Annotated in this window: 15 protein-coding genes; 2 read left to right on the top strand and 13 right to left on the bottom strand. The window is 49.6% G+C overall.

What is annotated here, in order from left to right; genetic code table 11:
• The first annotated feature begins 12 nt into the window (after nt 1-12).
• A complete protein-coding gene (locus tag ACI0FJ_RS04200) occupies nt 13-1,236 on the top strand; it encodes an aminopeptidase (protein WP_424299417.1) in 1,224 nt (407 codons plus the stop codon).
• A gap of 100 nt (nt 1,237-1,336) precedes the next feature.
• A complete protein-coding gene (locus tag ACI0FJ_RS04195) occupies nt 1,337-2,257 on the top strand; it encodes a manganese-dependent inorganic pyrophosphatase (RefSeq protein ID WP_424299414.1) in 921 nt (306 codons plus the stop codon).
• Between the two features lie 199 nt (nt 2,258-2,456).
• Here the strand turns inward: ACI0FJ_RS04195 and dapA are convergent, their stop codons facing one another.
• The 13 genes from dapA to ACI0FJ_RS04130 all read right to left on the bottom strand — a co-directional run bounded on the left by dapA (nt 2,457) and on the right by ACI0FJ_RS04130 (nt 14,248).
• Nucleotides 2,457-3,335, bottom strand: a complete 879-nt coding sequence (dapA, locus tag ACI0FJ_RS04190) for a 4-hydroxy-tetrahydrodipicolinate synthase (protein ID WP_424299411.1) — start codon at nt 3,333-3,335, stop codon at nt 2,457-2,459.
• A 184-nt stretch (nt 3,336-3,519) separates the two neighbouring features.
• Nucleotides 3,520-4,389, bottom strand: coding sequence for a UshA-like (seleno)protein family 2 (locus ACI0FJ_RS04185; protein WP_420705120.1), 870 nt, complete (start codon nt 4,387-4,389; stop codon nt 3,520-3,522).
• 4 nt (nt 4,390-4,393) lie between these two features.
• A complete protein-coding gene (locus ACI0FJ_RS04180) occupies nt 4,394-4,669 on the bottom strand; it encodes an HU family DNA-binding protein (RefSeq protein WP_424299408.1) in 276 nt (91 codons plus the stop codon).
• A gap of 94 nt (nt 4,670-4,763) precedes the next feature.
• On the bottom strand, nt 4,764-5,588 hold the full coding sequence (locus ACI0FJ_RS04175) for a MinD/ParA family protein (protein ID WP_424299405.1): 825 nt from the start codon (nt 5,586-5,588) through the stop codon (nt 4,764-4,766).
• A gap of 8 nt (nt 5,589-5,596) precedes the next feature.
• Complete coding sequence (locus ACI0FJ_RS04170; protein WP_424299402.1) at nt 5,597-6,427, bottom strand: GGDEF domain-containing protein; 831 nt, start codon at nt 6,425-6,427, stop codon at nt 5,597-5,599.
• A 4-nt stretch (nt 6,428-6,431) separates the two neighbouring features.
• Nucleotides 6,432-7,542 (bottom strand): peptide chain release factor 2 gene (gene prfB / locus ACI0FJ_RS04165; RefSeq protein WP_424299399.1). Its coding sequence is split into 2 segments (ribosomal slippage): nt 6,432-7,466 and nt 7,468-7,542, totalling 1,110 coding nucleotides; the frame shifts between segments, so codons are not numbered across the junction.
• A 13-nt stretch (nt 7,543-7,555) separates the two neighbouring features.
• Entirely contained in the window at nt 7,556-9,061 is a 1,506-nt protein-coding gene (gene lnt / locus ACI0FJ_RS04160; protein WP_424299396.1) for an apolipoprotein N-acyltransferase, read from the bottom strand.
• 12 nt (nt 9,062-9,073) lie between these two features.
• Entirely contained in the window at nt 9,074-9,925 is an 852-nt protein-coding gene (locus ACI0FJ_RS04155; protein WP_424299393.1) for a hemolysin family protein, read from the bottom strand.
• A gap of 194 nt (nt 9,926-10,119) precedes the next feature.
• Nucleotides 10,120-11,175 (bottom strand): hypothetical protein, encoded by a 1,056-nt coding sequence (locus ACI0FJ_RS04150; RefSeq protein WP_424299390.1) that lies wholly within the window; start codon nt 11,173-11,175, stop codon nt 10,120-10,122.
• Nucleotides 11,176-11,224: 49 nt separating this feature from the next.
• Complete coding sequence (locus ACI0FJ_RS04145) at nt 11,225-11,935, bottom strand: hypothetical protein (RefSeq protein ID WP_424299388.1); 711 nt, start codon at nt 11,933-11,935, stop codon at nt 11,225-11,227.
• Nucleotides 11,936-11,947: 12 nt separating this feature from the next.
• Complete coding sequence (locus ACI0FJ_RS04140) at nt 11,948-12,928, bottom strand: MlaD family protein (protein ID WP_424299385.1); 981 nt, start codon at nt 12,926-12,928, stop codon at nt 11,948-11,950.
• Nucleotides 12,903-13,439, bottom strand: coding sequence for a hypothetical protein (locus ACI0FJ_RS04135; RefSeq protein WP_424299382.1), 537 nt, complete (start codon nt 13,437-13,439; stop codon nt 12,903-12,905). The genes ACI0FJ_RS04140 and ACI0FJ_RS04135 overlap by 26 nt, the downstream gene beginning before the upstream one ends.
• Nucleotides 13,436-14,248, bottom strand: coding sequence for an ABC transporter permease (locus ACI0FJ_RS04130; protein WP_424299379.1), 813 nt, complete (start codon nt 14,246-14,248; stop codon nt 13,436-13,438). The genes ACI0FJ_RS04135 and ACI0FJ_RS04130 overlap by 4 nt, the downstream gene beginning before the upstream one ends.
• Nucleotides 14,249-14,327: the final 79 nt, after the last annotated feature.

The raw sequence follows: 14,327 nt of genomic DNA, 5'->3' as shown, positions 1-14,327 counted from the left end.
GGGATAACAAACGTGTTCGATAGGGAAGAAATAGAAAGATATGCTGAGGTGCTGCTGTGGGGATTGGATATTTCCCGACCGCAGTCTATACCGTCCGGCGGTATAGTCTTGGTGCGTTTTGATTTACCTGCCCTGAAGCTGGCGGAAGAAATACAGGCATTACTGCTTAAGCGGCATCTGAACCCGGTACTTCGACTTAACTCGACAGCAGCAATGGAATACAACCACTATGCTCATTCAGCATTTCGTCAACTTACGTTCGTCTCTCCAGGGGAAGAAGAGTTGTACCGCTCTTTGTCTGGGTTGATTAGTCTGTTGGCCCCAGAGTCGCTTTCCCATCTTTCATCAACCGCCCCGGAGGACATTGCAGCAGTTCAGTTAGCCAGAAAGTCGTTGCGTGACATTTTGGACGAGCGTGAGCTCAATGGAGAACTGAGTTGGACTTTGGGACTGTGGCCGACTCCCATTCTTGCTGAAAATGCTGGAACAAGCTTGGATTCGTATGCCGAACAGGTTCGTTCCGCTTGCCTTCTGAGCCACCCTGAACCGGTACATGCCTGGAAAAAACGTTGGAAAGCTGCGCGGAAAATCAAGAACTGGCTCAACGAGTTGGATCTCGCCACACTGCACGTTACCTCGGAGCACATGGATCTGCATATCGATGTCGGCAGGCAACGGCGTTGGGTCGGGCTGACCGGTCATAATATCCCAAGCTTCGAGATTTATGTATCCCCTGATTGGCGTGGAACCCACGGTACATATTATGCTGATCTGCCTTCGTTCCGAAGCGGCAACCTCATCGAAGGGCTGGAGCTTGTGTTTAAGGATGGTGTTGTCAGAGACCTGAAGGCGAGCAAGGGAGAGGCCTTTGTTCGGAGACAAATAGAAATGGACCAGGGGGCGTCGCGAGTGGGGGAGTTTTCCCTGACTGATCGGCGTTTTTCCAACATCAACAGATTCATGGCTCATACGTTATACGATGAGAATTTTGGTGGCGAGCAAGGGAATTGTCACATTGCATTGGGAGCGTCGTACGCCGATACTTTTGCCGGAAAATCAGACGAGTTCTCTGCGGATGTCAGAAATTCTCTTGGGTTCAACACATCGGCTCTGCATTGGGACTTGGTGAATACCGAACCAAAGCATGTCACTGGAAGAACAAATTCAGGACGTGAAGTGGTGGTATTTAGCCAAGGAGAATTTGCCTGTCCGGATATCGGGGTGTCGCCCTTGTGAAAAAAGGGGCGATTACATCTTGGCAGGCAGCGCCTTTTTGTGATAGGCGGCACATACACCGGACAGTTTGGACGACTAATCATACTTTCAGGAGGAAGTCATGGCTGCTTATGTTGTAGGACACAAAAACCCGGATACTGATACCATTGTTTCTGCTATCGCCATTGCCGATCTGTGGAGCAAGCGCGGCATCGAAGCCTCTCCCATTGCACAGGGTCCCGTTAACCCTGAAACTAAATTCGTGCTTGGAAAGTTTGGCGGTACTGCTCCTGAAGTGCAGACCGACGCTACCGACAAGCAAATCATCCTGGTTGACCATTCCGATCTGGCTCAGAGCCTGGACAATCTGGATAAGGGCGAGGTCGTTGCTGTCGTCGATCACCACAAGCTGGGCGATGTGACCACAAGCAACCCGCTTGAAATGTGGGTATGGCCTGTGGGCTGTTCCTGCACTGTTATCAAGGCCATGTACGATTTCTATAACGTGGAAATCCCGGCCAATATCGCTGGTATGCTGATGTGTGCAATTCTTAGCGACACCGTTATGTTCAAGTCGCCCACCTGCACTCCTCAGGACAAGGAAGCTGTGGAAACTCTGGCCAAGATTGCTGGTGTTTCCGAGTACATGGACCTGGGCGTGGAAATGTTCAAGGTCAAGTCCGCTGTGGACGGCACACCTGCTGCCGAACTGCTTATGCGTGACTATAAGGATTTCGATATGTCCGGCAAGAAAGTCGGCATCGGCCAGCTCGAAGTTGTCGATCTGTCCATTCTCGAGCCTTACAAGGAAGCTCTGTATGCTGAAATGGAAAAGCTTAAGAGCGAAGGCGGCCACCACAGCATTTTCCTTTTGCTGACCGACATTATGAAGGAAGGCTCCGATATGCTGGTGCTGTCCGATGATCCTGCCGTTGTTGAAAAGGCTTTCGGCAAGGGCGTCGACGGTAAGAGCGTATGGCTGGATGGCGTGCTGTCCCGTAAAAAGCAGGTCGTTCCTCCTTTTGAAAAGGCTTTTGCCTAAGTCAAAGGCACCGTACCAATTAAAAGGCCGCACGGGATTTCCTGTGCGGCCTTTTTTACGGCTTTAGCCCGTTGAACTCGTATTTTTTGAAATAAAAAAAACGATATGCGGGGGATGTTGCAATCCCAAGTTGATGCATGGTCAAAAAAAGCCCGCTCACAGGAGTGAACGGGCTTTTATATTCTTGTGCGTGGGACTCTTAAAGTACGTTGGAAGCAACCAGAATTTCACGAAGCTGAGCCTTGGCCGCATCATCCATACAGAGGAGCGGCAGCCTCACCTCTTCGGGAACACGTCCCATCAGGCTTAGGGATGTTTTGGCTGGGATGGGGTTGGTCTGCATAAACATGGCTCTGTACAGGGGGGCCATGGCGTAATGCAAATCCATAGCCTTGTTCAAATCTCCCTGAACAAAGGCATCGTACATGCCAGCCATTCTGTCGGGTACCACGTTGGAAACAACTGATATGGTGCCTCTTCCTCCAATGCCGAGCGTGGCCAAGACAGTGAAGTCATCGCCGGAGAGAACTGTGAAGTCTCGTCCGCACAGTTCCAGAATGCGTGAAATCTGATTGAGATCGGCAGTGGCTTCTTTGATACCTACAATCTCTGGAATCTCTTTGACCATGGTAAAGAGGGTTTCAGGAAGCAAATTTGTCCCTGTACGCCCCGGCACGTTGTAAACAATTGTAGGAATGCTCACGCTCTCGGCAATTGCCTTGAAGTGGGCCACAAGTCCCGCCTGGGTCGGCTTATTGTAGTAGGGCGTAATGAGCAACGCACCATCGGCCTTGGCGTCTTTTGCATGTTTGGTCAGCTCGATGGCTTCACGTGTATTGTTCGAGCCAGCTCCTGCCAGGACAGGCACACGGCCCTTGACCTGATCCACACAGATGGAGATTACCCGTTTATGCTCGTCATGGGAGAGTGTTGCGGATTCGCCGGTGGTGCCGCAAGGTACCAAGCCGTGGATTCCATTTTCAATCTGCCATTCGATGAGGGCGCGATACGACTCCTCGTCGACCTGGCCGTCTCTAAACGGCGTAATCAGGGCCGTAAAAGCTCCGGTGAACTGCATTTCAATCTCCTTGGGATTAAGGTAGCCGGTTGTGTGGTACCAGCTGAGGTGTCAGTCTTCTCACGACGAGTTGAACTGACAGGCCGAAAACGAAACTATGTTTTCATGTCCGGTTGCAGGTAAAACAATCCAGACGTGGATACGCGTAAAAAAGCACACCCGTACTTACAAAGTGTATTGGTCGTTATTTGTTTGCAGGACCGTTGGGTATGAGCACTTGCTCTACTGCCGGATCCTGCCTGATGGAATCGCCCAGCGGAGTTACTTCGGCCTGAAAGTTCATGCCTTTGTCCCAGGTAAATGTATTACCGGAGGGCAGATTCTGAAGAGTGATAATATTCAGAGTTTTGCCACGAGTAAAGGGGCGCGACCAAATTGTTTTTCCACTCGAGTTTATACGGGAAGAAAAACCATATCCCGGCCCGCCGCCGAGTAGAATATCCAGCCCGTCTGTCTTTTGCAGCAATTCTTTTTCCAGGTCGAGGCCCAAAGGGCTGATTGCAATAATGATATCTGAGGCCTTACGCAGTTCCATATGTTTGGTCGAAATTTCATCTGCCAGCTTTGTTATATCTTCAGCTCCGCATTCCGGCAGCATGAACAAAGCGATACGTGCACCGTTTAGGTTCAGCTTACGAACAGTAAGGTGGTCCGGGAACGTAAAAGAAGCTGGTGCCCGAAGTTTATGTGTGCTTAGATAATTTTTATCAGCACTCGAAAGCATTCCTGCATCATAATCCATCAGCCTGAATGCTTCCGGGATGGCGCGGAAATTTTTACTACGCGCTTTCCCCGTGAGTGGGTCGACAAACTCATTAGGCCCAGCCAACACCAAGACAGGTGAGACATCTTGGGAACGTGTACGTAAATTAGAAATAAAGCCAGCCCGCCGGGCCAAGCCGCCGTAGGTTTTGCTACCTCACGATGGACACGGCTTGGCTTCTCCGTATGTGCTGGCGCTGTACAAAACAGTCAACGCCGAAGCGGGAGCTACGGCGTTGACAGATGAAACAAGCGCCAGAACCAAGATTCCGGCGAGAACAAAGCGATGTATCACGTTAGCTGTTGAGGTAGTCTTTCAAATCTTTTCCGGGACGGAAAAAAGGAAGTTTTTTAGGCTGAACTTCAACCATGTCGCCGGTTTTGGGGTTGCGCCCTTTGTAGCCTTTGTAATCTTTTATCTTGAAACTTCCGAAACCTCGAATTTCCACGCGTTCTCCGCGTACGAGGGAGTCTTTGATGGAGTCGATGAAGGCGTTGACGATTTTACCAGCTTCATCCACGTGAAGCTCTTTGTCTTCTGCCAGAGTTTTGATGAGTTCGCTTTTGTTCATGATCTGTCCGTTTATTTGTTCTGTTAGCCAAGAAAAGTACAGTTTGCAGTAGAAGCGAGAACTGTGATTTTATGCCCGATGCCTCTGGATGTCGTCAAGGGAAATCCGGGTTTTGGTCTGGGAATGGCCGGAGCGCAGGCCTTCCAGCCAGAGCCTCAAGGTTATCCGCCCGAAAACGGGCAACTTTTGAGGCTACAGAATGAATATCTTTGGCAGCAGGACACTGCGGTGCAAAGCGCACCAGAGGCTTCTGTTGCCGGATTGCCTCGGTTACGGTTCCATCGTGCCGGACGGAGCCAAGCAGGCGAATATTAATGCCCAAAAACTTGGAACATGCTGCGTGCAGCCTGTCAAATGTTTGTTTGACTTCAGCCGAAGATTCAGCCTGGTTCACAACCACCAAAAAATCTTTGATGCCGTGCTGAGTGCTCAGCACTTTCATAAGGGCATAGCTGTCTGTGAGAGACGTCGGCTCAGAGGTGACGACAACTATCCGAACCTGGGTCATTGCTGCAAATGAAAGCACCGTGCCGTTGATACCTGCTCCCAGGTCGAGAATGAGATAGTCGTACTGGGAAATGACTCCGGTCAATTTATCGAACAGAACTGACTGCATGTCCTCGTCCATTTCGACGAGTTCAGGTACTCCGGATGCCGCAGGCAGAAAATCGAAACCGGGCTCTTCCAGCGGGACAACCACATCTTTGCTCATGTACTGGGGCTGTAGAAGGTCCTGGAGATTACGCTCGGGAGAAATGCCAAGCATAACATCCACATTGGCCAGGCCCAGGTCACAGTCCATGAGCAGTACATGACGGCCTGAGTTATGCAGGCAGTAGCTGAGATTCAGGGCTAGGTTGGTTTTACCGACGCCGCCTTTGCCACTGAGGATGCTGATGCTGAGAGTTTTGTTGTTCATTGGCGTCCTCACTTAAGTCCGGAAAAGAGGAACTGTTTTTCGTTGGAGTGGACCAGGGTCTTGTCAGGTTCGGGAACAACCATGTCCGGAAGAGGAGCGTTGACCACCTTGTCCTTGCCTGTGTTTTTTGCTTCGTACAGGGCCTTGTCGGTCAGTTCGAAGAGTTCTTTGGCAGAGAGAGTCACCTTTCCTTTATAGGAGGAGAGTCCAGCTGAACTTGTGATTGAAAGAGTATGCTCTTTGCAACAGATGGTTGTCTCTCGCAGCGTCCCCAGAAGACGCTCTACAATGCCTTGGGCTTTTACCTGGCTTACGCCGGAAAGAATAAGTGCGAATTCTTCTCCGCCTATTCGGGCAGCCATGTCATATCTGCGTTTGTGTGCCATCAGAAGCTCGGCAAAGGAGGTCAGGACCTTGTCACCACAGGGGTGTCCGTAGGTATCGTTGACCTTTTTGAAGTTGTCGAGATCAAAGAGAATGAGACACAACGGCGTTTTGTTTCGCCGCGCACGTTCCATTTCCATATCCAGGGTGCGATCGAAAGCCCTTCGGTTGGACAGTCCTGTCAAAGGATCATTCTCACTTTGACGGGCGAGGGCGTCCAATCTGTTTTGTAGCAGTTGGACTGTGGGGTAGACATCGCCTTGCAAAGGAACCGCCAGCCAGTCGCGCAGTTCCTCGGATTGGGCAATCTGTTCCCATGCTGTTTTATCCAGTCCACGACAGAAACGTAGAATTGCTGTCATGCCACAAGGAGAGTCACAGCCTCCAGCATTACGTAATATGGTGCGCAGGTTTTCGAGTTCCTGGGCCAGATTATCGAGAGAATTTTCACTCACAGCTTTATCCCGTGTGAAACTGCAAAAGGTAGTTTCGGATCAGGGCTTCGAGGTTGCCGTCCAAAACGGAATCCACATCTCCAACCTCGGTATTGGTCCGATGGTCTTTGACCAGCCGGTAGGGCTGGAGTGTGTACGTCCTGATCTGGCTTCCCCAGGCTATGGCATTTTTGTTTTCGTATTCCGCCTGCCTTTCCGCCTTAATCTTGTTGAGTTCCAGCTCGTACAGTCGAGCTTTAAGAATCTTCATCGCATGTTCTTTGTTGCGATGCTGTGATTTTTCGTTTTGGCATTGTGCCACAAGTCCTGTGGGAATATGGGTAATTCGTACGGCCGAACTTGTCTTGTTAACGTGCTGCCCCCCTGGACCGCTGGCTCGGTATACATCAATGCGGAGATCTTCGTCCTTCATGTCCACGTCGATATCCTGTCCCGTAACATCAGGATACACATCGACTGAAGCAAAGGAAGTGTGACGTCTGCCGGACGCGTCAAACGGGGAAATACGAATGAGCCGGTGAATGCCCCGTTCGCATTTGAGCAGGCCGAAAGCGTAGCTTCCTTCGATTTGAAGGGAGACGCTTTTTACTCCGGCTTCATCACCGTCCTGGTAGTCCAGGATGGAAACCTTGAATTTGTTTCGTTCGGCCCAGCGCTTATACATGCGCAAAAGCATTTCCGCCCAGTCCTGAGATTCGGTGCCTCCAGCTCCCGGGTGGATTTCCAGAATGGCGTGGCTTTTGTCTTCAGGTTCGGAAAGGAGTTCCCTCATCTCCATATCTTCGAGCAGATGGGTGAGGGCTTCAAGCTGTTCGGCAAGTGCATCGAGGATTTCCTCGCTTTGTTCCACCTGGGCAAGCTCAAGCCACTCGTCCAAATCTTCTTTGCTCTGAGCTAAATCGTTGAGTCGGTCCAGCTTGTCTTCCAGACGGCTCTTTTCCTGCATAAACGGAGTCATCGCTTCAGGATTGTCCCAGGCTCCGGGCTTGGCGATTTCCGTTTCTATTTCCGCAATGCGTTTTTCCAGTCCTTCCTGGTCAAAGACGCCTCCAGAGCGAAGTGAATTTTTCGCAGAGGACAGACCCTTGAGACTTGAGTTCTGAATATTGTTGCATTCTTTTCCTTGTCTTAACGAAGGTGTTCGCGGCGCCGTGTGGCAATCCCAAACAGAAAAAGCAGGGCTGCCGACGTAAAGATGGTCAGGCGAACAGTTTGATAGTTGCGATGAAAAAAAGTTACGGTGTCCAAAAGAGTTATCTTTCGGGTAGCTGCTGTGGCTGTAAAGGTGTCCGTAGCGTTGAATATTTGCCCTTTAGGACTGATAAATGCGGAAATTCCTGTGTTTGTGCTGCGAACAAGCCAACGTTCCTGTTCAACCGCCCTGAGAGAAGAAAGAAACAGATGTTGCAAGGGGGCGCTAGATCGTCCAAACCATGCGTCGTTACTTATGTTCACCAAGACGTTCGAACCTTTGTCGACACGTATTTGTGCCAACTTCGGGAATATGGCTTCGTAACAGATGAGTATGCCCAATGCAAGATTACCTGTAAGCAGCGGGCCTTGCTTATGCCCAGGGGCAAAGTCTCCTACAGATTCCACCAGCTTTTTGAAGGGAATGTATTCGGCCAGTGGCATATACTCGCCGAAAGGCAGCAAGTGTACCTTGTCGTAGGCCTCCATCTGGGCTGTATGGGGAGAAATGAGGTAGGCTCTGTTGTACAGGGTGTAATCGTGAGCCTGAGGATGGTAAATGTACGCAGGAGTCCCTGTAACCAGGGGAACTTGCTTTTCTCGCACAAAGGTTCGCACGGCTGAACCTAGTGAGTTGATGTCCTGAAGATAGAACGGGAGGGCGGTTTCCGGCCAGACAATGAAATCAGTTTTTTGTTTGGCTACGGCCCCCTCGCTCAGGGTTATGTAGCGTTCGACTGTACCATTCTGATATTGAGGGTCCCATTTGAGGCTTTGGTCGATGTTGCCCTGAACAACGCAGGCCGTTGCGCTTTTTCCTTTTGGGAGGTTGTCTATGGTCTGGTAACCAAAAACAAGTACAACGCTGATTGCGCAAACAGCAACGGCTTTGTCCACTGACAGCCGCCAGCCTGATGCCGTGAACCAGACTGCGATGGAAGTGAAAATAACTCCCAGGCCGATTCCTCCCACGACAGAGGCTCCTTGTATAAAAAGGGGCCACGGACTGAAGGCCGATGCCAGACTAAGCCAAGGAAAGCCAGTGAAAAGAAATGTACGAAGGGCTTCAATGGAGGCCCAGCCCACCCCGCAGAACAGTCCCAAAAGCAGGGGAGAAAAAGAACGGCAGTAAAAAGTCGCAAGGCTGAAAAGTCCTGCATATGCAGCCAGATACATGCCGATCAGAATTGGGCAGGGAATAGAGAGTAGCCAATTCATTCCACCGTAGTAATGAACTGGAATCACCAACCAGTACATGCAGCCTGCATATCCCATCGAAGCGGCCCAAAATCCGTGAAAAAAAGCTTTTTTCGGGGATGCGGCTGTACGTCCCATCCAGGCCAGACCGGCCGGAACCAGAAGGGCAAAAGGGGGAAAATGCAGAAATGGATTGGCAAAGCCAATCCATGCTCCAAGAATGATGGCGATAACGGCGATATACACTACACGACAACTCTAACTTTCAGCTTCAACTGTTTTAGGCTGAGGATCTGGTTCTATTCGTATCCAGCGGACTTGTTTCTGATCTGCTTCAATGACAGTGAAACGCATTCCTGAAAAAGAAAATTTTTCTTTTTCCCTGGGAACATGGCCGCTGAGTTCGCTTAAATACCCACCGATAGTTTCCACCTGTTCGGAGGAGATGTCGAGGTCGAATTCTTTGTTTAAGTCATCAATTTCCACGCGTCCGGAAATGAGCGTAGTGCCGTCGCCGACATGCTTGATTTCTTCCGGGCGTTTGGCGTCGTGCTCGTCTTCTATTTCCCCAACGATTTCTTCAAGGACATCTTCAAGCGTGACCAGTCCCGAAGTTCCGCCATATTCGTCAACAGCAACCGCAAGATGAATTTTGCTGCGCCTGAATTCCTGCAGCATGTCCCGAACATTTTTGTTTTCGGGTATAAACATGGGCTGGCGCATCACGGTCTTGAGTTCCGGCGGTTCGTGGCAGGAAGGGTGCATGGACCGGAGAAGGTCCTTGGCATGGACGATCCCAATGATATTGTCTTTGTCGTTTTCGTAAATAGGGATGCGGGAATGTCCGCGTTCGATAATGAGCCGAATTACTTCGTCGGTGCCATCAGCAAGATCGGCGCACACAATGTCTGTGCGCGGGATCATGATTTCATGGACCAGCTTGTCGTCAAGATTGAGAATATTGAGGAGCATACGAACATCGTCGCTTTTTACCTCTCCATCCTCAAGAGCGTCCTGAATTGAATCTTCCAGGCTCGGCCCATGTTTCAGGCGGAAAATGCTTGAAAGCGTGTGCCAAAAACCGCCGTCGGAAGAACCACCCTCGTCCAACACCAACCTCCTTGTTTAATTGGTAATGTAGCGAACCTTCGTCGACAACGGATAGTAACAAGACGTTCGTTCGCATGTGTCTACGCTTTCTCCATATTCGGAGTCGCAAAGACCTTACGGCAGTATTTTCAAAAAAAAGGATTTCATCAACAGAATTTCTTCATGCAAGGATGTTTTTTACGACATATTGCGTGTCATGCCATCCCTGTATTCCTATAGAGTTCCAAGTGCCTTTTGAACACCCAGTTGTCAATGGTTTCGACACCATTTTCACCTTTTGCAACCTCCCAGTGCAAAATGTCAGGATCCTCAGCACTTGGATAGCCGGTCGCCAGAAATTTCAGACCCACCTCCAACTTGTGCGTGGTGAAATCTTCGTATTTATTGCGAACAACCGTATAAAGATAGTGACGGTCCACATTGTTCTCGGTGGGGTTGAACAAGTCCAGACGAACGATAAAACGCTTGCCCAGCTCAAAAATATCCGTGTCTTCTTTTTGCCATCCTGGCTGGATTTCCAGTCGTATGCCACCTGCGGAAATATTTTGCAGGGTCATTGTGTCCCGTACATCCTGGTCCATGACAAGAAGTGGAGCCTCCCATGTGGAAATATTGGAGTTAACCTTGCCCATGGCTGTTCGACTTTCCTTCCATAAGTTCACTCCATAGATGAGGGAACTGGGAGGGTCCAGACGCAGATGGGTTCTTTTCTGTTTTGCTTCAATGGAGTGAGGAAAAGCCACAGTTACTGCGACGTATTCCTCGGATGTCTTTTTTATCCCTAAAATTTCCACTGTGAAGGTAAAAAAAGTGGCGCCTTTATGTTTGCTTTTTTTGCGCCCGGCCCGAGGAGAAGATACTTTGAAAAATGCTTCGATCTTCCTTCCAATCCATGAACTTGAGACGTCGACTAAATCTGAAAGTTCCAGGACCACAGCCTCTTTGCCGATTTCAACGAAGGCACCACTAATGAAGCGTCCGCCGGCGGGATCCTCATGGGCGAAGCGAAGTTCCAGCTTTGCTCGTTCTTGCAGAGCATTATTCAGTATTTTATCAATACGCTGGCGGTCGACGATCAAATTGGTCGGAAGTCTGCTTTCCTTGTGGCGGAAGAACTTGTTGAACAACACCCCAGCAAGGACTGCCGTCAGTAAGAATAAAAGCAGGCCCAGCAGAAAGAGAGCGGCATCCGAAGAAAACGAATAGTTGAAAAAAGTATTCTTGAAGGTTTCTAGAAATTGTCTATCCACTTTTTATCATCCTGGAATATTATGTAGTTGGGAGCTGACGTACGGCAACTTATTGGCCGACGCAAGGGTGTATGAGATTCTGCAGGATTTTGATTCTTTGGTCTATTCTCTTGCGAGCTACATCATTCGAGGCCAACTTGGAAAGTAGCTTCCAATCTTCAACAAGAAATACGATCCATCCTTGTTGTGCATCCAGCTGTTTTGCGAAAGAGAGGGCCGTGGAAGCAACATCATATGTCGTGTCTCTTTGGGCTTGAATGGCAATTTTTCTGGCATAAACTGACGCGTACAATGGATCCTTGTCTTTCTTCAGCAACCCGAGAAGTTGTGTGAATTGCTTGGAGTCGAGAAGGGCTGTGTATTCAACATCTTTGGGGGTAGGTGCGGAAGATGTGGCGACAGGGACGGAAGTACAGCTCTCTGTAAGCTTGGCAAGCCGTTTGGCCTCGGCCAGATCCTCGGGGGCATTAATTCCGATATACCCTTTTATTTTATACAAAAGATAAAAATTGTAGGCGGACCTGCAGAAATCATCCTGCCGGAGATAGTTTTCGACGCTCTGCTCAAAAAGAGCCTTTGCTTGGCACCATCTTCCTTGAAGAAAAAAATCAACGAATTCCTGCCGTTGGACAGGGGCAAGTGCCAAGTTTTCTGGTGGGGGGTAGACGGTATCCTTCCCTTTGCCCACACAAGCCGTAAGCCCGGCAGAAAGCAATATGGTCAAGCAGAGTAAACGGATATGCCAATAGCAGTAACGCATAGTTGTATGTCCTTATGGCAACGGGTGCATGGGGGGAGTTTCCGAATCCGTGCCTCGGGCAAGGGGCCAAGTTTCCTTGAGCCTTTGCATGAGTTCCGTTCCCAGACGTAGAGAATATTCACCTTGGGCGCGCAGACCGGATAAATTTTGCGTAGCATCGCGTACTTCACCAGTAATTGCGTCCACGTTGGATATGATCGGTTCAAAAGATTCACGAAGTCCCTGGTATTCCTGTACCAAAGTCCGGACGTCGAGCATGAGGTTGTGGATTTCCTCTTGAATGGGCTCAAGGCCTACGATGCGGGCATCGGCGTTATGGACCATATCATTAAGTCCGGCGGTGGTCTTTTCCGTATTGGCCAGGATTGCATCAATGCGCTGCACCGGTTCGGCTTTGGTCAGGTAGGTCAGCATGCCTTGCGAGGAGGCGAGACGTGTACTTATTTCATCCATGTTGCGCAAGATGTTCTGAACTGTCCCGTTTTGGTCAGCAATTCGATCAGAAATGATACGGGCGTTGATGACGACCTGCTGTACTTCGGCCAACATGGCCTTTGCTTGTTTTTGCAGTTCTTCCTGGAGGTTCGGAATGTCCTCAAGAGCAATGGTCGTGCCTTGGGAGAGCACTGGGGAATCTTGGGAGCCTGGAGTCAGTTTGAAAAAAGCCCCGCCAATGATAGGTCTTTCCAAGGAAATTTTGCAGTTTCGCTTGAACCATTTCATGTACCGCTTGAGGATTTCTATTTCGGAACGAACCGTATCGATATCTTCCAGAACGACATTACGAACTTGTCCAATTTTAAACCCCTTGAGCTTAACGCCAATGCCTGGCTCAATACCCTCTCCAGTTTTGCTGACAACGTAGTAAACGGCGCGTTCCGCAAACAGGTCCTTTTTGATGCCTATATACACCAGAAGGGCCACCGCCAGCAGCAGTACACCAATGAGAAAGCTTCCCACCTTGATTTCAAGTTTGGTCGTATCCGAAAGCATGCGTGCTCGCTACCAGTGGGATGGTCCGTAGGTTGAGGTTTTTATAGGCTATGGAGTCGTCCTCAAGACAAAGAACCCACAATCTGATCTTTTTTTCAATGTCGTCCAAACATTTTTGGACCAGACTCACGTCCGTCAGGCGCGGGGTGTTCAACAGAATAATAATATTGTTTTTAGCCACGCACCGCAAAACATAAGTTTTCAGAATGTCCTCGCGTGCCATATTTTCTCGGTGCAGGTGGAGTTTGTTCTGCATGCCCAATGCAGTGATATCCTTTTCCAGGGTTTTGTATGCCCCGGTAGCTGATTTTTTTTGGTGGTACATGTTCATCAGCGTAATGTTTTCCAGCACACTCAAGCTGGCAAGAAGCGGAAAAGAATCGCTGACCATACCAATCTGGTAATGGAATTGGGCCACCAGCTCAAGAAATTGGGTCATCTCCGTGCGGTTGTTGGCCTGCAAAAGCAGGTTCTCCCGTAGGTTGAGCCAGTATGACAGATTCATACTCATATGGATAAGAATACGCCGAAACAGATTTCTATGAGAATGATCAACCCAACCGATAGCATCATGCCCCCTGAAAGGGCCTTGGGAATGGAGGATATGCTTCTCTCTACGGAGATCCCCCGCTGCATGGCAACCACAACTATAGCCACGGACATAAGCAAGGGCTTGAAAAAGGCAACGACGATGTGGCGTGGTATGATCCCCATATTGAGCAGATCCACATAGCGACTGAATGTGATGTTGTGAAAATAGCCGACGATAAGAAAACTGCCGAGCAGGGCGACGAGGCTGAATATGAACGTCAGGCAAGGGCCGGCCATTCCGAATGCAATGATACGGGGAAGGTAAATGTAGCGGTCTGAACGAATTCCGAAAATACTCAATGTTTCAAGTTCATTGTATATTTTCATCAGACCGAGGTCGGTAATGGTGGCTGTGCCGCTGCGCAAAAGGATAATGAGCACCGAAAGAAGCGGGGCTACTTCTTCGAACATGATCCGGCAAAGCCATTGCCCCAAGGTATCATAAGCACCGATAACATCCAGCATGATGCTCAAAATGGCATGGACCGTAACAATGCCGACAATGAGCCCTACCACAATGACCGCGGGAAGGGCGTGGAGTGCGGTCAACTGAACTTGACGAAGGAAAACGCTTCGTACTGCCGGATTGAAAAAAGAAAAGTTGAAAAGCTGTCTCAGACTGGAAATGAGGATTGTCGCCATCCCTACAAAAGCTTTATGGCGCTGTAGCGCAAAGGCTCCCAGCTTTTGTACCGGACCGAGCACGGATGGAACATGTTCTTTGGGCATAGCGCCGCTAACACTTGAGGGCGTCGAGTAATCCATCACCCAATAATAGCGACTTTTTCTTCAGACAGAAAGGGGGGAG

Origin of the sequence: Desulfovibrio sp. 7SRBS1 (assembly GCF_049723905.1) — a bacterium.
In the GTDB taxonomy this organism is placed as follows: domain Bacteria; phylum Desulfobacterota; class Desulfovibrionia; order Desulfovibrionales; family Desulfovibrionaceae.
The sequence above is the reverse complement of the archived record's forward strand: the minus strand, read 5'-3'. Positions and strand labels throughout refer to the sequence as shown.